The organism is Streptomyces sp. NPDC014882 (genome assembly GCF_043081325.1).
Taxonomy (GTDB): domain Bacteria; phylum Actinomycetota; class Actinomycetes; order Streptomycetales; family Streptomycetaceae; genus Streptomyces.
Genome location: NZ_JBIBWL010000003.1, coordinates 300490 through 322619 on the forward strand (window position 1 = coordinate 300490; position 22130 = coordinate 322619).

Here is a 22130-nt window from a genome sequence, read left to right on the forward strand (position 1 = left end):
GGCACGGGGATCCCGCCGTACGCGTGCGTGAACGCGGGCCACCGGAAAGGGTGTCCAGCGGCGCCACCGTGGGTCCGCCGTGCCCCGACCCGGTCCGGTCAGCCCGGGCCGCCGCGGCCCGGCCCGGCCGGGGCGGCGGTCGAGGGCGTGGCCGTCGGCTTCGTGCCGGTCGTCACCGGGAGGGTGTCGCCGAGGCGGACCCGGGCGTGACTGGAACTGGCGCCCGGAGAACTGCTGGCGGCGGCCACGGGACGCGGGTCCCGGCTGGAGGGCATCACCGGCGTCCTGCTCCTCACCGACGAGGACGACTTCAACAGCCTCGCGTCGATGGTGCTGAGCAACGACGGAGAAGTCCCGGTCTTCCGTCTCGGACCACGCAGCGGCGACCACGGCGTCGTCGCCCCCTACGGCGGAGGCGGGACCCTGCTCGCCCGGCACTCACCCGCCTCGCCGTGGCCCAGCGGTACGCGCAGGGGGCCCGCATCGTCACGCGGCAGGTCGACGGTGCGGACGGCGCGCGCGACCGGCCATGACCTCGCCCGTGAACCGGGGGAACGCCCCTGCACACCGTCCGTCCCACCGCCGACACCGGTGGAAAGCGTGCGACTGCTCCCGCGGTGGCGCCGTGCTCGGTACGTCGCCGGCGCCGGCAGGTCTCTCCTCAGCCATCGGCGAAACCCGGCGGGTTCGGCCGTTGAGGCTTGCTCTGGCTGACGGACACGCGGACAGCGTGGCTGAGGCCGGTGGGGGTGCCGCGAGGCACACGCGTGCACCGTCCGCCGGCGCGCCCGCCGCCGTGGCCGACTGTCGTCGGCCGAGGCCCGGACGGGCCCGGGATCCGCCTGGTGTGGTGACCGTGCCGCAGATGCGCCACGAGGCAGGAGCAGCACTCGTCGGACGCGTGGCCGACGAGCCGGACCCCGTGTCTCGCCCGGGTCGACACGGCGGCCCGGAGCGCGTGACACGCCCCGGGGCCATGGGGGTGAAACCTGGCGGGTGGCCGATCGGGCGGTCTCGGCCCGGAAACGGTTCCGCTCGTCACGGGACGGAGGCGGCTCGGCCCCGCCCGCGGCCGCGCTCCGGCACGGCATCGCCGGGACACGCGCGCAGGAGGTTCCGCGCCGACCCGTGCGAACCTTTCCCAGGAATTCACTCCACGAAATTCGGTGCAGAATAAATCGCCCCCTCCCTTGCGGAAGTGCGCTTTCACACCGAAGGACTCCGAAGAACACAGGGCGATTAAACGTGCGCCTTCGTCTGCGCACCCCTCGATGAATCCGGCGGTCCGACATTCGCGAACAAGCCCATCATTCACCCGTCCGAGTGAGTCGAACCGGCAGTTCAAGCCCTTGGGCAAGCCGTCCGGAGAATCACTGGGAAACCACCCCTCACTCCTCTCGAACGAAACCGGGCAATGGCCTGGAATCAGCTTCCGTGACATCGGAAAAATTTGATGTAGCGTCAGATTCAACATGGGGTTGAAACCAGCCCCGATGTTCGAAAGGAGAGCATGTGAAAACCTTCGCCAAGGCAGTGGTAAGCGTAATTTTGGCGACCGGAACCGTAGCGGTGCCTCTCTCGGCCCAGGCGATCGCGGCACCGTCACAGTCGGGTCCGTCCGCCACTGCGTCGGTCGCCCCCTCGTTCCACGGGAGCGACCCGTCTTCCGTGCGCGACAGCGGGACCCGAGAGTTCCGCGACGACGACCGGTGGGACCACCGCCGCAACGACCAGTGGCGCCGTCACCACGGTGACCGGTACCGGCACGACCACAGGTACCACTGCAACTGGGGTCCCGACCGGTACCGGTATCGGTACCACCACCACCACAACAACCGCCACGCCTGGGACTGGGACTGCTCCCCCTACTGGCGTCGCTAGTCAGGCAGAGTCCGCGCCGTCCGTCGTCACCGTTGCCGACCGCGGGCGGCGCGACTGCCGTGGTGTCTCCCCGGACACGTCCGGCAGACGGGCGGGCGTCCGCGGGAGCAGAATGCGCGCCTCAGGAGCGCGCGGTGGCCCCGCGCCCGGACGTCCGCCCCTCTCCCGCGGGCGGTCGACGGCTCCCGGCTTGCGGACGTGAGCCTGCCGGGGGCCGCACCGGTCACTCTCCGGCCTGTCCGCCCGGCGCCTCGTCCCGCCCCGGCGACCGGCATCCGTCACGCCTCGTCACGACCGGGCGAGGCGTCGACGGCATCGGTGCGTGACGGGCCCCTGCGGCCGGCCGGGAAGGCCGCGTCCGCGCTCCCGTCGGGGCGCGGACGCGGCCCCTGCAACTACGCGCGAGGGGCTCTCGTACGCCCCTCCCGCGGAAGCGAGCGAGAACGCCTCGGACGGCCGGCCGCCGTCCGCCGGAGCGCACCACCCGCCCGACCGGGCCGGGTGAACGCCCTACCTCGGGGAGGCCGATCCCCCGCGCCCCGCGGACCGTGCGGCCGGGCGAGGCCGGCCCACCGTCCCGGAGAACACCGCCGCCCGGGAAGGACCCCCGACCGCTCGTCCTGGAGCGGCGGCATTCAGATCGTGCCCGTCACCTTGTACACGACCAGGACGGTTCCGTCTTCGGCGACATGAACGTTGGGAAAGTTTGCACTCAGTTTGTTGATTGCGTCCTTAAAAATTCGGAGCTCGTCCGAGTCGAGAACGACAAGCGCCGCCTTCACCAGGTCCTCAGAAAACCTTTCACTGCCTGTCAGGTAAGGCTTGCCGGGTAGCAGGATCACCGGTTCTCCGGTGCTGCCACGGACTACCGCGGTCATGGATGTACCCTGCACAAAGAGCACCTGCAACCCCTCTCGTCAGAGCAAGAGTCCAAAACTGCTGTCCTGGCATGACATGAGGATATCTTCAACTCCATCAAACTTTCGTGCATTCGCCGAGAGCGCGGAAGAGAACACCTGGGCGAGACCGGCCGACTCGGCATGACCGACGGCTATGGGGAACACTCCGCCGCTGCCGCGCTTCACACCACCGGATCCGCCGCCGCAGCGGCCCGCATCGCACGGCGGAACGCCGTTCCGCCGTCGGCGGGCCCGGTGCCGGAACGCACGAGCGGCGGGCTCTCGGGCATCCCCGCCGCGGAACCGCATGACACACCGCGGAGTTCCTGACGGACCGCGGGCACCTGACACAAGAGATCCCGGGCCACGGCACGAGGGGGACGAGCACGGCCGGAGCGGCTGATCGGCTTCCCGGCCGGCACGGAGGACACGGCTCCTCCGTGCCGTCCGTGCCGGAAGGCGTCACGCGGCCTCCGCGCCGTTCCTCGTTCCGTGGGGAGCGCACAGCGGACGAGGCGCACCGCCGGGTACGGAACACGGACCCCCGTGAGGTGCGGACCTTCACCGGCTGCGGCCGCCGTCGGCTCCCGGACCGGCGGGCGGGATGCCGCCGAACTCCGTTACGGGCAAGCCGGGTTCGAGGAGGCGCTGGGCCGACGCAATGCACGGCTGAGCCACGGGGCCTTCCGCGTCGGGAAGTGGCTGGAAAATCAGGCGTCGTGGCGGGCCGCGGCCGGCGGACCGTGCCCTTTTCCGCGGGTCGGACGTTGACCCGGCGTGAAGACCAGGCCGGTGAAGCCGCCCCGTCGACCGAAGGGCGCTCGGACGCCGCCGACCCCCCTCGACGGCGCGGGGCCGCGCCCGGGCCGGGCCGCGGGGAGGCCGGGGAGCGCGCCCCGTCCGGGAACCGCTGTACCCGACGGGCAGGTGCGACAGGGCGGACGTCTACGACTCGGGGGAGACCCCGGGGCCGTCATCACCGGCGAAGATGCGCACGATCGCTCCGGGAGGGAGGATCCAGCGCAGCCAAGAGCTACCTAATGGTAAGGCCGTTAGACTCCTTGACAAGGAACCCCTTCTCTTTCTGGAGGAAGTGCCAGCGGTGCCCAACGCCTTGCAGGAAATGATCAGGCACAAGTTGGATCAGAACGGCTGGTCCTACAACGACGTGGCCCGCCGCGGCGGCGTCTCCCGCTCGACGGTCCACCATTTGGCGACGTCGGAACGGCTGGCGCAGATGCCTCAGAAGACCACTCTGGAGGGTTTGGCCAAGGGACTCGGCATACCGGTGGCAATGGTGAAGCGGGCCGCGGCCGAGGCCGCGGGCGTCAACCTGTACTTCGAGGACGCACCCGAGATCACGGATCCAGAAGTGGAGATCCTCATCGCGAGTGTGCAGAAACTGAATCCGAAGGACCGCCGGCACGTGGCCGTCCTCGTCGAGTCCCTGCTGCGGGCCGAGGGGTCCGAGTAGCCGAGGGGCCCGACGTGGGCGGGGCCGTCCGGACACCCGGCGCACCAGCGCCGGCGGTCATCCGGTGAAGGCGGTCTTCGCCGTCCTCGTGCCGGTTATCCAGGCGATGACGGCCTGTACCGTGATGTAGTCGAGCTCGGCGACCTGGAAAACGGCCTGGACATCGACGACGTCGAGTGGGACGGCTGCCGTGTCCAGAGCGCAGTACAGCAAAACGCGATGCGACCGCGTTGCCGCTGTGTCTTTCTCCCCGTGGCCCCCGCAACCGGATGGACCGGCAATCGACAGGTGCGGCTTCATGTCCATTTATCCACCCTCACCAAGGGTCGGACGAGCTATCGATTCGTTCACTTTTCGCTGAAATTCTGGAAGATTTCCAGAAGCGCCGCCCCGAGAGCATGCGGTTCCGGGCGGAGATGTGGGGGCCCCAGTTCGCCGCCGACCTTCTTCCAGAAGATCTCGACCACACCGTGGTCGTACCAGTCCTCCGTCTCCCCGGAGGCGGGGGCGAAGCCCAGGGAGCCGGCACGCTCCGTGAAGGAGCACGTGGGCATCCTGGTGCTCCCGGCGTCCGCGGAAGGACTCATGGCGGCACCCCGCGCGACGGCCGCGTCGAGGGCCCGGCGGACGAGTGCGCCGTCGGCCGTCCCGGCGGTGCTCCAGCCGACCGGGCGACGCAATGCCGTGTCCAGGACGACTGCCGCGCAGAGATGTCCCCTGACCGTCTCGCAGACCTGCACATCGACGATCCAGCGGCGACCGGACGCCTCGACGGGAGGTCGGAGGATCCGGCGGTGCGGCCGTCCGGCTTCGCCCCGGATGCCGGCCCGGTGCATGAGGAGTTCCACGGTCGCGCGGCTGACATTGATTCCGTAACGGCGTTCGATCTCTTCCTTCACGCGGCGGTACCCGAATGTCGCATCGGAATCGCGATGGATTTCAAGGATCGCCCGGGAGAGCCACACGTGCCTGAGCGACCGGATCGACGGAGGGCGGCGGCGCCAAGAGTAGTAGCCGGATTCGGATACACCGAGGAGGGTGATGAGCATACGCGTCGAGAAACCCTGGCAAGCCATCCCGGAGATCACTTCGTAACGCCTTTTGGGGGCATCTCCTCCTTCATCGCCTCGATGATCCTCCGGTAGGTGAGGACTTCCTCCTCGAGCTCCCTGATCCGCATGCCGGCCTGCACCGGATCCGAGTCGGGGGAAGGGGAGACGCTCCAACGACGCACGGTCTGCTCCGAGATGCCGAGCTGCCGTGCGACCTCTGCTGCCGGCGTGCCCTCGGAGATCATCTCGAGAGCACGACAACGCATCTCTGCGACATGTGAATTGCCCACCGGTCCTCACTTTCCGGGTTCGGTTCTCCCACCGCGTGATGACGGCGGACCTCGTGCCGGCCCTGCCGTCGCCGGCGTGCCCCGGGCCGCGCCGGCGGTGCGCGGCCCGGGGCTCCGGCGGCTAACGGACGTGGCGGTGCATGGTCACGGTCGGCTCGAAGTCGGTGAGGGAGCTGTCCGTCCCTCCCCGGGGAGCCCGTTGCGCCTCCCGGTCGAGGACGTCTTTCACCTGGGCGGCCAGTTCGTCGGCGCGGCGCTTGACCTGTGCGATGGTCAGGCCGGACCTCCTCAGCAGTCCCACCTGGCTCTGGATGCTGCCGAGTTCCCCACGTGCCGCCCTGCTCAGGCTCATGGCGCGCGGAGTGGCCACCACGAACTGATAGGCACCGGAGAAGGTCTGGCACGAGGGGCAGTGACCGTTCGCCGCACGGCTGATGTTGGTCGCGTTGATCAGCCGGGCGTACCGGCCCGAGGCGGTGACGATCTGGAAGGACAACGCGATCGAGCGGCACGGAGCGTCGAGGGAGCACCCCACGGACTCCGCCATCGCGCGGTTGTTGGCCGTCACCGCGGCGGACGGACCGAATTCGTGGATCTCGAAGCTTTCGTCGAACTGGTTCACGTGCGTCCTGTCAGCGCGGCTGTGCGCCATGTCCACCGCGATGGCGGCGCCGTGGGAGATACCGGGGCCCGTGGTGGCCGAGGCCACGGTGGTCGTCATGGCGAGGCCGGCGGTGGCGACCATGCTGAGGCCGAGCGCCTTCTTCGTGACGGTGCCGGTACGCGGTTTGCGGTGGTTCACGTTTCTCTCCTGTGAGTAGGGGATGGTGGGCGTCAGGAAGGACTGGGGCTCGTCGACGCCGTCCCGGAGGGGGAGGGGGACACGGTCACGGACCCGGACGCCGTCGGGGAGGGAGAGACGGAAGCCGTCTCCCCGTCGGAGGGACCGGCGGTCGGGCGCGCGGACGTGCGGGTGGGCTGCGGCACGGTGGAGGCGGAGGCTCCGGCGGAGGCCGACGGAACGGCAGCCGCGCTCGTCGGCCGGGTGGGGGACGGGGCGGTGCCGGAGGAGGACACGGACCCGGAGGTGTCACGGTTGCCGGGGAGGTCGGTGTCGTGGCGCTCGGCCGTCGGGTGTCCTCCGGACGGGGAGGGCGTGGGCCGGCTGGTGGGCCCGGAGTCCGTGGACGTGTCCTGCGGGGAGCGGACCCAGGGGGCCGCGGGTTGCAGAGCGGGGGTCACGGGGGCCGCGGCGGGAAGCGGCTCGGGGGTCATCCCGTGCCACCACGCCCCGGCGAGGACCCCCGTGGCGGCGCAGGCCGCGACGGCCAGCACGAGGCGCTTCGCCGGCTTCCCCTCCGTGGCTCTCACCACCGCGCGGAACAGCCGGGCCGCCACCCGGCAGGCGAGATAGGCGCCGCCGAGCATCGGGCACAAGAGCATCAAGGTGCCGATGACTCCGACCAGTCCGGCGGCCGGATGGCCTTCGCTGAAGGCCGTGTAGGTGCCGGCGCACTGGTTGTTGAGGCTTCGCACCGCGGTCGCCAGCAGTCGCGGGAGATTCCAGACGACGTACGCCACCTCGGCCACGAGCAACGGAATCATCGTCAGCACCCAGACGGTGACGACGGTCCGGGCGGAACGCTTGAGGCCCAGGGCGGCGGGGCTCCGGCCGGGCAGCATGCTCCGGAGGATCGGCTTGACCTTGCCGTACAGGTCGGGAACACCCGCCAGGTCGCCCAGGATGTAGTAGCCGTCGAGCCGCACCACCGGCATCAGCTGTTCCAGGACCTCGAAGTGCACGAGGTAGATCGACGCGAGGAAGAACGCCTCGCCGGTGAGGAGATAGCCGGCCATCAGGAGCAGCATGAAGACGGCGTTGAAGTAGACGCCTCCCAGACCGGTACGCAGCCTTCCGGCCTTCGTGCTCCGGTAGACGTCGGTGACGTCCGTGTACATGGACGGCCAGATGAGGTAGATGCCGTACCCGATCTTGCCGGGGGCCGCACCGCTGTAACGGCAGGCCGAGGCGTGCCCGAACTCGTGGAAGAGGAGCGAGGCGACGGTGAGGGCGAACACGATGAGCATCCAGAGCGGCTGCTCGAGCACCTGCAGCACCGGGGTGATGGCGCCGTGGACCGTGAAGAGCCAGATGTCCATGGCCGCGGTGCCGGCGAGGGCCAGAGCCACCACCACGGGTCTGTGGAGCCAGGCGAAGGCGGCGGCGATACGGGCGACCTGCGCCTCACGGAAGATGACCCGATGACCGCGGAGGGACAGCAGGAGATCGGACGTGGGCGGGGCGTCCTCCTCCGAGGGGTCGCCCGAGGGCGCCGTGACGCCCATCGGAGCAAGTCTGTTCTCCAGCAGGTACACGACGTTCTGCGTGGTGACCTCGGCCCCGTACCGGCCGCTGACCCGGTGGGAGATGGCTTCGGCATCACGGATGCCGTCGACGGAGCACACGACGAGGTAAAGCAGTCGCGACAACAGGAGCACCTGTCCGTCCCCCCGGCGGACGATGTACTTGCGCTCGGTGAATCCGGATCCTCGGTACTCCCCGAGGATCTCGAGCCCGTCACCGAGCCTGGGCACGGGCGCGGGCGCGGGCGCGGGCGCGGGCACGGGCGCAGGCGCGGCGTCGGACGAGGGGGCGAGGGGCGTCGTGTCCTGAGTGCCGGCGCCGGGCGGTTCGAGGTACTGAGTCGGGGCCGTCGCCCAGGACGGTTCGTCGTGCGGAGGTGAGGCGTGATCGTTCCAGGCTCGGAAGGAGCCGTTGTCGTCTCCGGACAGCGTCATTCTCTTCTCCACAGCATGTGACGCTCCAGCGAGTACGCGGACCTTCTCCGCCGCAGGAGGAAGTACGGCGGTGGAGAAGGTCCGCGTTCCGAAACCACCGAGGAGCGTCCCCGTTGTCGGTGATGCCTGGCGCGGTGCTGCGGGGGCGGGTGTCGCGGCCCTGCCCCCGCAGCACGCGTGCGTTACTGCCGGACGCTGACGGCCTGGGTCGCCTGGGACTGCGCGACGGCCAGCGGGGAGAACTGGTTCGCCGCGGTGGACTCGTTGTGGACGCCCAGGTTCGCGACCTTCGTCGAGACCGTCGTCAGCTTGGTGAGGTTGAAGGAGAACCTCCCCAGGGCCTCCCGCCCGGGCAGCAGTTCCGCGGTCTCGCCCTCGAGCTGGTCCATGTTCATCAGAAGTGCCTTTCCTTTCGTGTGCGGAGGGACGGGACATCGCCCCTCCCGTCGTGTTCTTCCTCCTCCGGTGCAACCGGGTCCCGACGAACGGAGGTTCACCGGTCCGTCTGCACCGAGAAGGCGCGGACGACGGAACCGTCTCCTGCGTGGGGCCGGGGAACGGCCCTGCCGAGGAGACGCGCGGGGCCGGCCGGCGTGAAGCAGTCCGCAGGCACGCGCCGATCCCGTCGTCCAGAATCTCCGGACGTCTCGTCCGGAGATTCTGGACAGTAGCCGAAGGTGCAGGGAGTACGCAAACCCTCGATATCCGACATGCGTTCAAAAACTGTTCTCAGTTTGATTTTTTGTCATTAGGGGCGACCTGTCGCACGACGCCGGGGCCCGCCCGGAGCGGACGCCCACGGGCGCGGGACGCCCCCGAAGGGCAGCCCGCCGAGGGACGGCGGCACCGAGGGACGGCGGCGCCGAGGGGCGGCGGCACCGACGGCGGCACCGCCGCCTCGCCCGACGGCCCCGCCGGGGCGCCTCGGCTCAGCTCGCCGGCTCGTCGGACTCCCGGCCCTCCGGAGGGCGGCACCGGCCGGCCAGCCATCGGAACCCCGCCCCCATCTGGGCCTCGGTCAGCCCGGACCGCTCCAGCAGTTCGGGCGGCTTCATTCCCTCGGGGCTGGCGGCCAGGGCTCGTTTCAGTTTTCCGGCCCACAGCTCCTCGGGGACGAACGGGCGCCTCAGGAACCGTTCCTCGATGGCCCTTCGGCACGCCTCGGAACAAGCCGTCGCCATCCGTTGGCCGTCCATGTCGGAGGGATGGGCGCCGACCGCCGAGGAGTCCGGAAGGATCACCGGATGCGGGTAGCTGCCGCGCTGCGGCTCGACACACAGCGTCGTCCCGCATTCGTCACACTTGACAGGAAAATTCTTTTCGTCCGATTCATCGCGCATCTCCGGATGCATGCCGGGACGTTACCCGGCACCGGCGATCCACACACCGTCCGCCCCGGACTCGCCCCCGCGCGTTCTCGGCCGGAGGAAGAGAACGGGATTCCGCCCCGAGGAGGGCGCAGGAGCGCCACCCGTCTTCCGGCTGGAAGTGCTGATGATCGCAACAAGTCCGCACCCGGCCCTTCGGGCGTCGGGGGTCACCGGGCCGTCCCGCCTCCGAGGCGCCGCGAGAGCGCGGGGGCGGCGCCGAGGACCAGGGCGTCCACCGCACGGTGCGCGACTTCGAGTCCCGCGGTGTGCCCGTCGGCTGCGCCGGCCTCCGGTCCCACTCCGGCACCGGCGAGAACCCTCTGGCTCAGGGCGAGTTGCGGATCCTGGGCGGCACGTGCCCGGACGCGGCGGGCAACGGCGCCGAGGCGCGGATCCGCGCGTGCCGGGGCGGTGACGGCCAGAAGGGGCCGATCGACTCCGACGGCTTCGTCCTGAGCCGGACCGGACTGCCCCGGTCCGCCTCTGGAGGGCAGGGCTTCAAGGCCGGGCCTCAGTGCTCCCCGCGTGCGCCGGCGGCACGGGGGGATGCCGTGGCGCCGGGTGCCTGAACGGCGTCCGAGGGCGTGGCCGCCGGCTTCGTCGCGGTCGTCACCGGCACGGTGTCACCCGGGCGGGCCCGCGTATGAAACCACTCGGCGTCCTCGGCGCCGAGGCCGATCCAGCCGTCTTTGGTGTCGTCGTCGCTGAGGTCCTCGAGCTGCGGGGAGAAGAGGCCGACGTAGTGCGGCAGGCCCTCCCCGTCGCGCAGTTCGACCACGTACCGCACGCTCACCGTGGTGGGGGCTATGGTCGGGCCTTCACGGGGCACGTCGAGGGGCATCTCCTTCGGGTCCTCCTTCGCGACCACCGTCATCGGGCCCGTGGCCCGGAACAGGGCCTCGGACGCCGAGAGGATCCGCATCGCCCGGCCGCCGAACGTGAGGGTGCGCCCGTACAGGTCGAGCGTGCTCCCGACGACGGGCGTCGGGACGGCCGTGGACGGCGGGACGGAACGGGACGGGGCCACGGCCGCGGGACCGCTCCGGTCCGGGTGGTCGCGGTCCCCGTCCAGGTGCAGTCCCAGCGCGAGGCCCAGCAGCGCGAGGGCCGCGGCTCCCGCGCCGAGGGTCGCGGCGGCCCGGCGGCGGCGTGCGCGGCGCATCGCCCGGGCCCGTGTCGCGGGGCCGCCGACGACCGGAGCGGTCGCGTGCGCCGCGGCCAACTCGCGCAGCTTGGCGGAGAGTTCATCGGCCACGGCCGCTCTCCTTCCGCACCGGTCCACCGGCCTCGTCGATCCGCCCGTCCGCTCTGCGCCGGCCTCCGGCCCGGTCCGCCCCCGCGGCTTCGCCCCGCCCCTCGGCCTCGTCCTCGTACTCCGCCAGGCGCTTCGCCAGCTTTGCCCGTCCCCGGGCCAGTCTCGCCTTGACCGTCCCCACGGGCGCACGGGTCTCGGAGGCTACCTGCTCCACGCTCAGGTCGCACAGATGGTGCAGGACGATCGCCCTCCGCTGGGCCTCGGGCAGTTCGCGCAGGGCGGCCACGAGCGCGGCGTTCCCGGGGTCCGGCCCCGGCGCGGGTTCGGGCGGCGGGGTGCGCCGCACCAGTTCCAGCCAGCGCCTCGAACGCCGCCAGCGGCTCACCGCCAGCCGCATGGCCACCGTGCGGATCCACGCCTCGGGGGCGCTGTCGGCGAGGAACCGCCGCCGTCGGGCCCAGGCCCGTACGAACGCCTCCTGGACGACGTCCTGGGCCTCGCCGTGGTCTCCGGTGAAGGCGTAGAGCTGCCCGGTCAGCCGGGGGAACGCGCTCGCGTAGAAGGCGTCGAACTCGTCCTCGGTCATGCCCCCACCGGAATCTTCTTCCTTCTCTTGCAACCCGGCCGCCTCCGCCGTGCGTACAGGTCCCGTGGTCGCGCGGGTCGCACGGGCCACGCGGGTCGCACCGAACGGGGCGCGGCCCACCGGGAGGACGGCGCGCGGCGGTCGCGGGCTCCCTCCCCCGACGGTGACGGCTCGTCGGCTGCCCAACCTACCCGCACGACCCCGCAGTTGCCTGACCAGGACGGACGCCCGCACGTCCGGCCACGACCGAGTTCCCGAGCCTAAGGACCTCCCCCGTGCCACCCACCCCCGATGTGCTCCCCACCGGCGACGACGTCGCCGCGTGCACCCGCGCGGACTTCGCCGCCTACGCCCGCACGCACTGGCCCCGGCTGGTCGTGACCGCACGCCTGCTCACCGACGACGCCGGCGCGGCGGAGGAACTGGTGCGCGGAACCCTGGTGCGGATGTGCGCGCGGTGGCGCCGCGTTCCGCGCGACGACCGGGACTTCCACGTGCGGCGCTGTCTGGTGCGGGGTCACCTGCGCCGGCTGCGCGGACGGCGGGCCGCGCGAGGGCGGGCCGTACTGGTGCTGCGGATCTGGGAGGGGCTGGCGGACGCGGAGATCGCCCAGTTGCTGGGCTGCTCGCAGGGCGCGGTGCGGGCCCGCTTCCGGCACGGTCTGAAAGCGGCCGGGGCCGACCCGGGGCGGCTGCGCGAGGCGTACGCCCGTGCCGCCCTGGACGTCGTCCCGTCCGAGGTGCCGCTGGCCGCGCTCCGGGCCGCGGGCCGGGTCCGGCGCCGACGCCGTCTCGCCGTGGCCTCGGCCGCCGGCGCGGCGCTGCTCGTGCCCGCGGCCCTGCTCGCGGCCGGCCGGGCCGGGAGCGGCGGTGCTCGGGACGTGGCGTCCGCGGCGGGGGCGGGGAGCGGCGCCGGTCCGGCGACGAGCCCGGTCCGGGTCGTGGCGCCGGGCGAGCGGGTGGCCGTCGGCGAAGGGGTGCGGGTGTGGCTGACGGCCGACGGCGGCCACTGGTCGGTGCCCACGGACCTCCCGGGGGACAACAGCGACCGTCCGCGCGGCCGACCGGGCGTCTCCGTGCGGGTGGACAGCGTGCCCGGCGGGTTCTTCCTGTCGGGTCTCTTCCACGGTCTGCGCGGCGAGCCGGGCCGTGTCGAGGTGCGTGCCGGTGCCGGCGGGACCACCGCGAAGGTCCTCGTGCTGGCGGGCGACCCGGGCTGGGGCGTCTGGTACACGAGCGCGCCGGTGCCGGAGAAGAACGTGCGGATGCTCTTCGACGCGGGAGGGGACGAGCGGATCGTCACGGTGTACGACGCCTCGGGCAGGGTCGCCGCACGGTCGGACAGCACCTGGCGACGGATATGAACGGCGGGAACGGCACGAACGGCGGGAACGGCGGGAACGGCGGGGCGTCCGTGCCGCGGACGGCGCGGACGCCCTGGACGCCGCGGACGGCGGAGGAAGCGCCAGCGGCACCGACAGCGGAGGAAGCACCGGCGGCGGAAGCACCGCCGGCGGCGGAAGCGCGAGCGGCGCGGCGGCCGGGGAGGCGGACGCGGTCGGTGTCCCGTCGGCGCGAAGGGCGCGTGCCGCTCCGGATCCGGTACCGGCGCACCCGGGGCCGGCGGCTCCGCCGGCTGTTCCACGCCACGCTCGCGCTGGTCGCGGCCCTGTGCGCGGCGGCCGTCGTGGCGTACCACCTGACGACGATCCCGCAGCCGCACCCCGAGACCGTCACCCAGAGCACCGTGTTCCTCGACGCGGGCGGCGCCTACCTGGGCCGGCGCGGACCGGTCGACCGGCAGGACGTCCCGCTGTCCGCGGTCCCCCGGCACGTGCAGGAAGCGGTGATCGCCGCGGAGAACCGCTCCTTCCGCACCGACAGCGGGATCTCGCCGCGGGCCCTCGCACGGGCCACGCTGGCGGCGCTGACGGGCGGCGACCCGCAGGGCGGCTCCACCATCACCCAGCAGTACGTGAAGAACGCGCTGCTGAGCCCGGAGCGGTCGCTGTCCCGCAAGGCCCGCGAGGCGCTCATCGCGGTCAAGCTGGACCGCACCCGCACCAAGGACGAGATCCTCGAGGGCTACCTGAACACCGTGTACTTCGGGCGGGGCGCCGCCGGCATCCAGTCCGCCGCGCGCAACTACTTCGGCGTGGACGCCCGGGACCTGACGGTCGCGCAGGGCGCCGCGCTGGCGTCCATCGTCAACATCCCCTCGTACTACGAGAAGGCGGGCTCCGATCCGCGGGTGACCGCGAAACTGAGGTACCGCTGGGAGTGGGTGCTCGACGCGATGGCGGCGGGCGGGAGCATCACGGACGGGCAGCGGGCCGCGGCGCGTTTCCCGGCGTTCCGGTTCTATCCGCCGGGCGAGACCGAGGGGCAGCGGCAGTACCTGATCGACGTCGCCGCCAGGGAGGCGGCCGACCGGCTCGGCATGACCGAGGACCAGCTCGCGAGCGGCGGTTACAGCGTGACGACCACCTTCGACCTGGCGGCGCAGGACCGTGCCGCGCAACTGGTCGGGGAGCATCCCGGGGGCAAGGGCGTCCGGGTGCACACGGCCGTCGTGGGGGTGGTGCCCGGCGACGGGGCGGTACGGCTGCTGTACGGGGGCTCGGACTACGCGCGGCAGCCGTTCAACGACGCGGTGAGCGGGGCGGTGGAGGCGGGGACGGCCCTGGAGCCGTTCCGCGGGGTGAGGGGGGCGGGCGAGCCGCTGGGCGCGCTGCTGAGGACGGCGGCCCCGACCCCGCTGCGCCTGGCGGCGGCGTACGCGGCGGTGGCGGCGGACGGCGGGTACGCCACCCCGTACACCGTCGCGCGCGTCACGCGGGAGGGCCGCACCGTCTACCGGGCGCGTCCCGAGGTGCGGAGCGTGCTGGACGAGAAGGAGGCGGAGGCGGTGGAGGCGGCGGGCGCGCGGTCGGAGGCCGGGCCGGTGCCCGTCGCCGCGGGATCGCCGGGGGCGAAGGCGTTCGGCACCGACGGGGCGGGCGGCGGGATCACCCGGCGGACCGTGTGGGCCACCGGCTACGACGGCCGGCTCGCCCTGACGGTCGCGCTGTTCGCCGACCGGGTGCGCGCGGCGGGTGGCGGGAACGGCGCGACGGTGCCCGCGCAGTTGCCGAACGAGCCCTCGCCGACCGGGTTCGCGCAGCGCGTGGCGGCGGGGATCTGGGAGGCCGCCACCGCCGGGGGCGGGCCGAAGGGCACCGCGGAGAAGGACCGGAAGGAGGACGCGGAGAAGGACGGGGAGGAGGGCGACCGGTGAGAGGAGGCCGGGGAGGCGGCACGGTCCGCCCCGTGCGCCGGCCGGGGTGACCGGAGGGCGCCCCGCCGCGCGCGGTCGAACCGGGTGCGCGGGACGTACGCGGGAAGCGCGCCGTCCTCTCCCCGTGCGCGAGCGCTCCGGGCTGCCGGGGCGCTCGCGCACGGGGCGGCCGTCACGTCGCCTGTGGTTGCAGGAAGCGTGCCAGCAGGTCGTCCAGGCTCACCATGCCGGTGAGCCGGCCGGAGGCGTCGCGGACCACGGCGAGCGAGGCGCGGCGCCGGCGCAGGAGGTCGATCGCGTCGGCGACGGTGGCGTCCTCGGTCAGCTCGGGCACCGGCCGGGCCAGCGCGCGGGCGCCGGCCGTCCGTCCCCGGGCCCGGGCCACCAGGGCGTCACGGGCGTGCACCGAGCCGAGGACGGTGCCGTGTTCGCGGACCAGGAGCCGGGTGCGGCCGCTGTCCGCGGCCAGGCGCAGGATCTCGTCGAGACCGGCGCCGCCGTCGACCGAGGTGATCCCGCCGGCCGGTACCCGCACCTCCCGCACCGGTGTCTGCGGCTCGGTCAGGGAACGGGTCAGCAGCTCCGAGTCCGTCTCGCTGATCAGGCCGAGCCGCTCGGACTCCGCCACCAGGTGGGTGAGCTGCTCCCGGTCGTGGACGGGGGCCAGCTCGTCGCGCGGGCTGACCCGGCACAGCCGCACCAGTGCGTTGCTCATCCTGTTCAGCACCGAGATCAGCGGCCGGACGGCCTTGACCACGGCCCGGAAGGGCGGCGAGAGCAGCATCGCCGAGCGTTCGGGGTGGGCGATGGCCCAGGACTTGGGGGCCATCTCGCCGACCACCATGTGCAGGAACACCACCACGGTCATCGCGACGGCGAACGCGATCGCGTAGCTCAGCGAGGCGGGCAGGCCCAGCTCGTGCAGCAGCGGGTCGAGTTCGTGGGAGATCGCGGGCTTGGACACCGAGCCCAGGCCCAGCGTGCACACGGTGATGCCGAGCTGGGCGCCGGCGAGCATCAGCGACAGTTCGCGCATGCCGGCCAGGGCCGCCTTCGCGCCCTTGCGCCCCTCGGCGGCGGCCTTCTCCATGCGGTGGCGTTTGGCGGCGACCAGCGCGAACTCGGCGGCCACGAAGAATCCGCTGCCGATCAGCAGCAGGACGGTGACGAAGAGCGCCGTCGGGAAACTCATGCCTGCTCCTCCGTCCCGCGGGCCGGCTTCCGGGCCGGTTCCCGCGCCGGCTTCCGGGCCGGTTCCCCGGCCGGTTCCCGCGCCGGCCGCTCGATCCGCACGCGTCCGGGCACGTGCCGGTCGAGGGTGCGCACGTCGATCACCGCGGTGCCGCCCCGCGGCAGCTCGACGGTGAGCCGGTCCCCGATGGCCGGGAAGCGGCCCAGCCGGTCGACGATCAGGCCGGCCACGGTGTCGTAGTCCTCCTCTTCGGGCAGCTCGACGCCGGTGACCCCGGCCACCTCGTCCAGCCGGCGTCCGGCGTCCACCACCCAGCCGGTGCCGTCCGCGACGGCGATCTCGGTGACGGTGTCGGACTCGTCGGCGATGTCGCCGACCAGTTCCTCGGCGATGTCCTCGTACGTGACGATGCCCGCCACGCCTCCGTGCTCGTCCAGGACGACGGCGAACTCGTCGTCGCGCTCCCGCATCCGGGTCACGGCGTCGGGCAGCGGGAGCGTGTCCGGCAGCAGCAGCGGCCGCCGGGCGAGGGCGCCGGCCGTGGTGTCCGCGAGGCGGTCGGCCGGCAGGCGCATCAGCTCGGCCACGCCGAGGACGCCGCCGACGTCGTCGGGGTGGTCGCCGAGCACCGGGTAGTTGGAGTGGCCGTGCTCGGCGATCAGGCCGACGGCCTCGGCGGCGGTGGCGTCCCGGCGGACGAAGACGGCGCCGGCCCGCGGCACCATCACCTCGTCCAGCGTGCGCGCGGAGAACTCCAGGGCGTGGTCGAGCAGGGCGGCCGTGCCCTCGGGCAGGGCTCCCCGCTCGTGGGACTCGCCGATCAGGTGGCCCAGCTCCTCCAGGGTGGCGCCGTGGTGCAGCTCCTCCACCGGTTCGATGCCGGCCCTGCGCAGCAGCCGGTTCGCCGCCCCGTCGAAGACGCGCACGAGCGGGCCGACGACCTTGAGGTACGCCAGCGTGGAGGCGGCCAGCGACTTCGCCAGCCGCTCCGGCACGGCGATGGCGAGGTTCTTCGGGGCCAGCTCGCCGAGCACCATCTGCACGACCGTGGCCAGCACGAAGGCCAGCACGACGGAGATGCCGCTCACGGCGGCGCCGGGGAGGCCCAGGCCGGACAGGGCGGGCCGCAGCAGCGCGGACACCGACGGCTCGGCGACGAAGCCGACGACCAGTCCGGTGACGGTGATGCCGAGCTGCGCGCCCGACAGCATGAAGGACAGGCGCTCCAGCACCTTCAGGGCGCGGGCGGCCCGGCGGTCCCCGGACGCGGCCTCACGGGCGAGGGCGAGGCGGTCGGCGGAGACGTAGGCGAATTCCTGGGCGACGAAGTAGCCCGTGCCGGCGGTCAGGAGGAAGACGGCCAGCAGGCCCAGGAGGGCGTTCGCGGCACTCATCGAACACCATCCCGCCGCGTGCCGTGCTCAGGAAGTACCTGGCGGGATGGTCCGGGACTGTGTCCCGGGGGGTCCGTCGATCTGGCGGACAACTGATGGCTCCTCGTCTGGTGCGGGTGGCTGGTACGGACGCCCGGTACGGGTGCCCGGTACGGACGCCCGGTACGGACGCCCGGTACGGGTGCCCGGTGCGGACGCCCGGTACGGGTGCCCGGTACGGGTGCCCGCGGGCGTACGTCGTCCGGGCGCAGGCCTCCGGCGCGTACGTCGTCCGGGCGTACGTCCGGACAACGATCCTGGCCGAAACCTTGTTCCCGGAGCCCGTCCGGACACCGTGTCCGGTCGGACTGCCGGCGCCGGCGTCCGGGCGTCCCGCGCCGTCTCCCGGCGGCCCGCGGCCACCGGACGGAGGGGACCCGGACCGTCGGCGGCGGAGCGGGGCGAGCACTCGTTTCCGGCCTTTCCCGGCGGGCCGGCGCCGACCGTGATCTTCCCCGTCCGCGACGACCCTATGATTCTACTCGCTTGTAGAAGGTCCGCGGCAGGGCCGGACCTCGACGTACGCGGAAGAGGACATTCATGGCTTCGATCGACCTGGACAAGGTGCTCGACAGGGCCTGGGCGGACAAGTCCCTGCCCGAGATCCTGGCCGCCCCGGTGGGGGCGCTCAAGGGCGTCTCCGACCGTGACGGCGAACTGCTCCGGGAGGCGTTCGGGGTCAGGACCGTGGCCGACCTGGCCGAGCTGAAGTACGCGCGCTGGGCGCAGGCCCTCGCCGCGCTCGCCGCGGCCGAGTAGGCCGCTCCCCCGCACGGCCGCGGTGCCGCGCGCCCACCCCGGGGCACGGCACCGCACCCGGACCGGACACGCACGCACGCACGCACAAACACACGTACACACGCACGTACAAGGAGCGGACGCCCTCATGGTGTTCAAACGACTGCTCGGCTCACTCGGCGTGGGCGGACCCACCGTCGACACGGTCCTCGACCCGGGAGCCGCCCGCCCCGGTGGCGCGCTGACCGGACAGGTCCACCTCGAGGGCGGGAACGCCGACTTCGACATCGAGCACATCACCCTGGAGCTCGTGGCCCGGGTCGAGGCCGAGCACGACGAGGGCGAGAGCGAGGGCGCCGTCACCTTCGGGCGGTTCACCGTCGGCGGCGGCTTCCGGCTCGGCGCGGGGACGCGGCACAGCGTCCCGTTCACGGTGACGCTGCCGTGGGAGACACCCGTCACCGAGCTGTACGGGCAGGGCCTGGGCATCGTGCTCGGCGTGCGCACCGAGCTGGCGGTGGCGGGCGCGAAGGACAAGGGCGACCTCGACCGGCTCGCGGTCGCCCCGCTGCCCGCCCAGGAGGCGGTCCTGGAGGCACTGGGACAGCTCGGCTTCGGCTTCAGGTCCGCCGACCTGGAGCTGGGGCGCATCGGCGGCACCGGCCAGCAGCTGCCCTTCTACCAGGAGATCGAGCTGACCCCGGCGCCGCAGTACGCGCACCAGGTGAACGAGATCGAGGTGACCTTCCTCGCGGGTCCGGCCGGCATGGAGGTGGTCCTGGAGGCCGACAAGCGCGGCGGCATCCTCTCCGGCGGCCACGACGCCCTGACCCGCTTCACCGTCGGCCATCACGACTCCCGCGACTGGAACACCGAGGTCGACGGCTGGATCCGCCGGCTGGTCGAGCACCGGGCGTCGTACGCCCCTCACGGCGCGTACGGCGCCCACGGCCACGGCGACCCGTACGCCGGGCACGGGCACGACGACCACCGCGGACACGGCGACCACCACGGGGACCACCACCGTTCCGGCCCCGGCACGGGCGCCGTCGTCGCGGCGGGCGCCGCCGGGCTCGCGGTCGGCGTCGTCGGCGGCATGGTCGCGGCCGAGGTCGTCGACGAGGTCGGGGACTTCTTCGAGGGCGACGAGGAGGGCGAGGAGGACGAGGGCTGACGGCGGCCCGGCTCCGGGGGCGGACGGGTCCGGCTCACCGCCCCACGGGTCCGGCCTCCGGCCGGCCCGGCCCGCGCGGCGGGGTCTCCCGCGGCGGCCGCGTCCGGGTCACAGGGGTGTGGCCGCGTGCAGGATGAGGACCATCGTCACGGCGGAGTTCGCCGAGGACATCGCCGACACGGCCGTTCCCACCGCGGCGCCCCACATCGCCACGCCGACCGACGTGAACAGCGAGGGCCAGCTGCGCACCGCCGGGGCGGGTCCGAGCAGGGCCGCCACCCGGCGCGGCACCGGGCCCGCCGCGGCGAAGCCCGCCAGGGCCGCCGCCGGGGCGCCGCGGGAGACCAGGGCCGCCTTGCCGATCGCGCGCGCCACGGCCCGGCGGCTGCCGACGGCCCGGGCCGCGTCCTCGTCCGCCCACCGCTCCGCCGCGTACACCACCGCCGTCCGCAGCGGCCGCAGGAACGGGTTGGCCCGCGCGGCCAGCTGGACCGCGAGGAGGAAACGGTGGTGACGGGCGGCCAGGTGGGCCCGCTCGTGGGCGAACAGCGCCCGGCGCTCGGCCGGTTCGAGGCACTCCAGCAGGGCAGTGGTCACGACCACGCGGTCCCGCCGGCCGCCCGGCAGCGCGTACGCGTAGGGGACGTCGTCCCTGAGGACGGCCACCCGCGTCTCCCGCAGGCCGGCCAGCGCCCGGTGGGCACGGCGACGCACCCGCCCGTGCCGCCACAGCGTCCTGCCGCACGCCACCAGCACCGCGCCGAGGGCGGGGATCGCCGCCTTGCCGACGACCTCGTCGTACGGGACCGCCGCGCGCACCTCGGGGTCCGACCAGCCGTCCGGCAACGGGTTGCCGGGCAGCTGGGCGGTGCCGACCACCATCACCAGGCCGAGGCACAGCGTGCTGCACGCGGCCATCAGGGCCGCCACCCCGGTCAGCAGCCGGGTCGCGGCCCGTGGGTGCAGGTGCTGCTCGGCGAGGCGCGCGATCGGCCACGCCGTCAGGGGCAGCACCAGCGGCAGGAAGACGAACACCCCCATGAGGCCTCAGACTTCCCCTTCGTCCCCCGGCCGACCCAGCAGCTCCCGCAGCAGCCGCTCGTCGTCCGGACCCAGGCCGGTCACGAAACTGGCCAGCACCGCCTCCCGGTCGCTCTCGGAGTCCAGCACCTTGCGCATCCGGTGGGCGGCCAGCCCCGCCTGGTCCGACGCGGACGTCCAGGCGAAGGAGCGGCCCGCGCGCTCCCGGGTGACCGCCCCCTTGGCCAGCAGCCGGGTCAGGATGGTGATGACGGTCGTGTAGGCGAGGCCGCCGCCGAGGCGCTCCTGCACCCACCCGGCCGTCGCCGGCCCGTCCGCCTCCCGCAGCGCCGACAGGACCAGCGCCTCCAGCTCGCCCTGCCCCCGCCGGGGGCCCTGCCGCCGCTCCGTCACGCCCTGTCTCCTCTTCCACCGCCGCCCGTTTCCCGCGCGGACATCGTATAGACGCCCCGAGGACCCGCACGGTGCCCGGACGTCACGGGGGACTCCCGGGAGATCCCGCCGCGTCCCGCACGGAACCGTTCGGGATGGCCGGGGGGGGCGGCGCGCGCGGAGCGGGCGGGTCAGAGGGGCTTCGCCGGCCAGTCGAGCAGCCGCGCGCCGATCACCGCGGTCTGGAGGCTGTAGCGGTGCACCGGGTCGGACGGGTCGGCGCCGGTGAGCTGGTGGATGCGCTCCAGACGGTAGGTGAAGGCGCGCACGCTCAGGGAGAGCCGCCGGGCCGCCTCCGCGCGGACGCAGCCGGAGTCGAAGTAGGCGGTGAGGGTGTCCAGGAGCGGCTGGGCACCGCCGCGGGCCCGGCGCAGGGGGCCGAGGGCGTTCTCCACCAGGTCGGCCATGGCCTGCCGGTCGCGGGTGAGGACGGGGTAGACGAGGAGGTCGGCGGCGCGCAGCACGGGTTCGTCGAGTTCCAGGCGCTCGGCCAGGTCCAGGGCGTTCAGCGCCTCCTCGTACGACTGGACGACGCCCGCCGGGCCGGCGTGCGGACGGCCGATCGCCACCTGGCCGCCGCCGGTCGCCGCGAACGCCTGCTTGGCGAAGTGCGCGAGGACGTCGCCCTGGTCGCCGGGGGCCACGCACACGAGCCGGCCGTCCTTGGTGGTGAGCAGGACGCTGCGGTCGCCGAACCGGCCTATCAGGGCGCGCTCCACCTCCCGCAGCACCGGGTCGCCCTCGTCGTAGGCGGCCGGGCCGCGGGCCACGGCGACCGCGTGCTCGTAGGAGAGCCGCAGCCCGTAGCGTTCCGCCCGCTGGGCCAGCCGCCCCAGGTCGCTGCGGCCGTACAGCAGGTCGTCGATGAACTCCCGCCGGGCGGCCTCCTCCTGCCGGACCGCGTGCCGCTGGGCCCGCTCGTAGCCCTCGGCGAAGGCGTCGACGGCCTGCGCGACGGCGGACAGCACGTCGTCCACGGACGCGCCGCTCCCCGTGGGCCAGTGCGCCCGGGTGGCCGCCAGGTGGGCCCCGACCAGGGCGCGCAGCGCGACCCCCGTCTCCGCGGCCTGTTCGCCCAGGGCGCGGCGCGAGGCCAGCTCGTCCCGGGAGAGCCGGCGGCCGGTCGCCGAGGCGTCGGCGAGGATGCGGGCGTACCCCTCCAGGTACGCGTCGCAGCCCTCGGGCCTCCCCGGCACGTCCCGTCCCGCCATGCCCGTCCCCCCGGAGTCGAATGCGC

At 73.4% G+C, this 22130-nt stretch carries 21 protein-coding genes; 6 read left to right on the top strand and 15 right to left on the bottom strand.

Annotation, left to right across the window (positions count from 1 at the left end):
• Nucleotides 1-1668 precede the first annotated feature (1668 nt).
• Nucleotides 1669-1881 (top strand): hypothetical protein, encoded by a 213-nt coding sequence (locus ACF09K_RS09350; protein WP_392241916.1) that lies wholly within the window; start codon nucleotides 1669-1671, stop codon nucleotides 1879-1881.
• A 635-nt stretch (nucleotides 1882-2516) separates the two neighbouring features.
• Here ACF09K_RS09350 and ACF09K_RS09355 read toward each other — a convergent pair.
• A complete protein-coding gene (locus tag ACF09K_RS09355; protein ID WP_392241917.1) occupies nucleotides 2517-2759 on the bottom strand; it encodes a hypothetical protein in 243 nt (80 codons plus the stop codon).
• Nucleotides 2760-3903: 1144 nt separating this feature from the next.
• Between ACF09K_RS09355 and ACF09K_RS09360 the strand changes: the two genes are divergently transcribed.
• Nucleotides 3904-4254: a helix-turn-helix domain-containing protein gene (locus ACF09K_RS09360; protein ID WP_392241919.1), complete on the top strand. Its 351-nt coding sequence runs from the start codon at nucleotides 3904-3906 to the stop codon at nucleotides 4252-4254.
• A 57-nt stretch (nucleotides 4255-4311) separates the two neighbouring features.
• Here ACF09K_RS09360 and ACF09K_RS09365 read toward each other — a convergent pair whose 3' ends face one another.
• The 9 genes from ACF09K_RS09365 to ACF09K_RS09405 all read right to left on the bottom strand — a co-directional run bounded on the left by ACF09K_RS09365 (nucleotide 4312) and on the right by ACF09K_RS09405 (nucleotide 11606).
• The gene (locus ACF09K_RS09365; RefSeq protein ID WP_392241921.1) at nucleotides 4312-4560 is read right to left on the bottom strand and encodes a hypothetical protein; all 249 of its coding nucleotides are present in this window, start codon (nucleotides 4558-4560) and stop codon (nucleotides 4312-4314) included.
• 41 nt (nucleotides 4561-4601) lie between these two features.
• Nucleotides 4602-5303: an IS3 family transposase gene (locus ACF09K_RS09370; protein ID WP_392241922.1), complete on the bottom strand. Its 702-nt coding sequence runs from the start codon at nucleotides 5301-5303 to the stop codon at nucleotides 4602-4604.
• 35 nt (nucleotides 5304-5338) lie between these two features.
• Nucleotides 5339-5572, bottom strand: a complete 234-nt coding sequence (locus ACF09K_RS09375) for a helix-turn-helix domain-containing protein (protein WP_392241924.1) — start codon at nucleotides 5570-5572, stop codon at nucleotides 5339-5341.
• A gap of 145 nt (nucleotides 5573-5717) precedes the next feature.
• On the bottom strand, nucleotides 5718-6398 hold the full coding sequence (locus ACF09K_RS09380) for a hypothetical protein (RefSeq protein ID WP_392241926.1): 681 nt from the start codon (nucleotides 6396-6398) through the stop codon (nucleotides 5718-5720).
• Between the two features lie 32 nt (nucleotides 6399-6430).
• Nucleotides 6431-8395: a hypothetical protein gene (locus ACF09K_RS09385; protein ID WP_392241927.1), complete on the bottom strand. Its 1965-nt coding sequence runs from the start codon at nucleotides 8393-8395 to the stop codon at nucleotides 6431-6433.
• Nucleotides 8396-8577: 182 nt separating this feature from the next.
• Nucleotides 8578-8790 carry a hypothetical protein gene (locus tag ACF09K_RS09390; RefSeq protein WP_392241929.1) on the bottom strand — a complete coding sequence of 71 codons (213 nt, stop codon included), beginning with the start codon at nucleotides 8788-8790 and terminating at the stop codon, nucleotides 8578-8580.
• Between the two features lie 534 nt (nucleotides 8791-9324).
• A complete protein-coding gene (locus tag ACF09K_RS09395; protein ID WP_392241931.1) occupies nucleotides 9325-9747 on the bottom strand; it encodes a hypothetical protein in 423 nt (140 codons plus the stop codon).
• A 529-nt stretch (nucleotides 9748-10276) separates the two neighbouring features.
• Nucleotides 10277-11020, bottom strand: a complete 744-nt coding sequence (locus ACF09K_RS09400) for a hypothetical protein (RefSeq protein WP_392241932.1) — start codon at nucleotides 11018-11020, stop codon at nucleotides 10277-10279.
• A complete protein-coding gene (locus ACF09K_RS09405) occupies nucleotides 11010-11606 on the bottom strand; it encodes a SigE family RNA polymerase sigma factor (protein WP_392241934.1) in 597 nt (198 codons plus the stop codon). Before ACF09K_RS09405 ends, ACF09K_RS09400 begins: the two co-directional genes overlap by 11 nt.
• Before the next feature lie 275 nt (nucleotides 11607-11881).
• Between ACF09K_RS09405 and ACF09K_RS09410 the strand changes: the two genes are divergently transcribed.
• Entirely contained in the window at nucleotides 11882-12970 is a 1089-nt protein-coding gene (locus ACF09K_RS09410) for a sigma factor-like helix-turn-helix DNA-binding protein (RefSeq protein ID WP_392241936.1), read from the top strand.
• 221 nt (nucleotides 12971-13191) lie between these two features.
• Nucleotides 13192-14883: a transglycosylase domain-containing protein gene (locus ACF09K_RS09415; RefSeq protein ID WP_392241938.1), complete on the top strand. Its 1692-nt coding sequence runs from the start codon at nucleotides 13192-13194 to the stop codon at nucleotides 14881-14883.
• A gap of 172 nt (nucleotides 14884-15055) precedes the next feature.
• Here the strand turns inward: ACF09K_RS09415 and ACF09K_RS09420 are convergent, their stop codons facing one another.
• Together ACF09K_RS09420 and ACF09K_RS09425 are read right to left on the bottom strand one after the other, a co-directional pair.
• Nucleotides 15056-16075: a hemolysin family protein gene (locus tag ACF09K_RS09420; protein ID WP_392241940.1), complete on the bottom strand. Its 1020-nt coding sequence runs from the start codon at nucleotides 16073-16075 to the stop codon at nucleotides 15056-15058.
• Complete coding sequence (locus ACF09K_RS09425; protein ID WP_392241941.1) at nucleotides 16072-17469, bottom strand: hemolysin family protein; 1398 nt, start codon at nucleotides 17467-17469, stop codon at nucleotides 16072-16074. The genes ACF09K_RS09420 and ACF09K_RS09425 overlap by 4 nt, the downstream gene beginning before the upstream one ends.
• Nucleotides 17470-18048: 579 nt before the next feature.
• On the opposite strand from ACF09K_RS09425, the gene ACF09K_RS09430 reads away from it, so the two are divergent.
• Both ACF09K_RS09430 and ACF09K_RS09435 read left to right on the top strand, forming a co-directional pair.
• The gene (locus tag ACF09K_RS09430) at nucleotides 18049-18267 is read left to right on the top strand and encodes a hypothetical protein (protein WP_392241943.1); all 219 of its coding nucleotides are present in this window, start codon (nucleotides 18049-18051) and stop codon (nucleotides 18265-18267) included.
• A gap of 127 nt (nucleotides 18268-18394) precedes the next feature.
• Complete coding sequence (locus tag ACF09K_RS09435; protein ID WP_392241944.1) at nucleotides 18395-19420, top strand: sporulation protein; 1026 nt, start codon at nucleotides 18395-18397, stop codon at nucleotides 19418-19420.
• Nucleotides 19421-19528: 108 nt separating this feature from the next.
• Here ACF09K_RS09435 and ACF09K_RS09440 read toward each other — a convergent pair whose 3' ends face one another.
• The 3 genes from ACF09K_RS09440 to ACF09K_RS09450 form a co-directional block, all read right to left on the bottom strand.
• Nucleotides 19529-20461: a M56 family metallopeptidase gene (locus ACF09K_RS09440; protein WP_392241946.1), complete on the bottom strand. Its 933-nt coding sequence runs from the start codon at nucleotides 20459-20461 to the stop codon at nucleotides 19529-19531.
• A gap of 6 nt (nucleotides 20462-20467) precedes the next feature.
• Nucleotides 20468-20854: a BlaI/MecI/CopY family transcriptional regulator gene (locus ACF09K_RS09445; RefSeq protein ID WP_392241948.1), complete on the bottom strand. Its 387-nt coding sequence runs from the start codon at nucleotides 20852-20854 to the stop codon at nucleotides 20468-20470.
• A 170-nt stretch (nucleotides 20855-21024) separates the two neighbouring features.
• Nucleotides 21025-22104, bottom strand: coding sequence for a PucR family transcriptional regulator (locus ACF09K_RS09450; RefSeq protein WP_392242426.1), 1080 nt, complete (start codon nucleotides 22102-22104; stop codon nucleotides 21025-21027).
• Nucleotides 22105-22130 lie beyond the last annotated feature (26 nt).

Bases quoted from the DNA above. Each gene is read 5' to 3' on its own strand.
- ACF09K_RS09425 (WP_392241941.1), bottom strand. From the start codon at position 17,469: ATGAGTGCCGCGAACGCCCTCCTGGGCCTGCTGGCCGTCTTCCTCCTG.
- ACF09K_RS09420 (WP_392241940.1), bottom strand. From the start codon at position 16,075: ATGAGTTTCCCGACGGCGCTCTTCGTCACCGTCCTGCTGCTGATCGGC.
- ACF09K_RS09450 (WP_392242426.1), bottom strand. From the start codon at position 22,104: ATGGCGGGACGGGACGTGCCGGGGAGGCCCGAGGGCTGCGACGCGTAC.
- ACF09K_RS09430 (WP_392241943.1), top strand. From the start codon at position 18,049: ATGGCTTCGATCGACCTGGACAAGGTGCTCGACAGGGCCTGGGCGGAC.
- ACF09K_RS09390 (WP_392241929.1), bottom strand. From the start codon at position 8,790: ATGAACATGGACCAGCTCGAGGGCGAGACCGCGGAACTGCTGCCCGGG.
- ACF09K_RS09405 (WP_392241934.1), bottom strand. From the start codon at position 11,606: ATGACCGAGGACGAGTTCGACGCCTTCTACGCGAGCGCGTTCCCCCGG.
- ACF09K_RS09375 (WP_392241924.1), bottom strand. From the start codon at position 5,572: ATGCGTTGTCGTGCTCTCGAGATGATCTCCGAGGGCACGCCGGCAGCA.
- ACF09K_RS09385 (WP_392241927.1), bottom strand. From the start codon at position 8,395: ATGACGCTGTCCGGAGACGACAACGGCTCCTTCCGAGCCTGGAACGAT.
- ACF09K_RS09440 (WP_392241946.1), bottom strand. From the start codon at position 20,461: ATGGGGGTGTTCGTCTTCCTGCCGCTGGTGCTGCCCCTGACGGCGTGG.
- ACF09K_RS09395 (WP_392241931.1), bottom strand. From the start codon at position 9,747: ATGCATCCGGAGATGCGCGATGAATCGGACGAAAAGAATTTTCCTGTC.
- ACF09K_RS09370 (WP_392241922.1), bottom strand. From the start codon at position 5,303: ATGCTCATCACCCTCCTCGGTGTATCCGAATCCGGCTACTACTCTTGG.
- ACF09K_RS09355 (WP_392241917.1), bottom strand. From the start codon at position 2,759: ATGACCGCGGTAGTCCGTGGCAGCACCGGAGAACCGGTGATCCTGCTA.
- ACF09K_RS09360 (WP_392241919.1), top strand. From the start codon at position 3,904: ATGATCAGGCACAAGTTGGATCAGAACGGCTGGTCCTACAACGACGTG.
- ACF09K_RS09435 (WP_392241944.1), top strand. From the start codon at position 18,395: ATGGTGTTCAAACGACTGCTCGGCTCACTCGGCGTGGGCGGACCCACC.
- ACF09K_RS09365 (WP_392241921.1), bottom strand. From the start codon at position 4,560: ATGGACATGAAGCCGCACCTGTCGATTGCCGGTCCATCCGGTTGCGGG.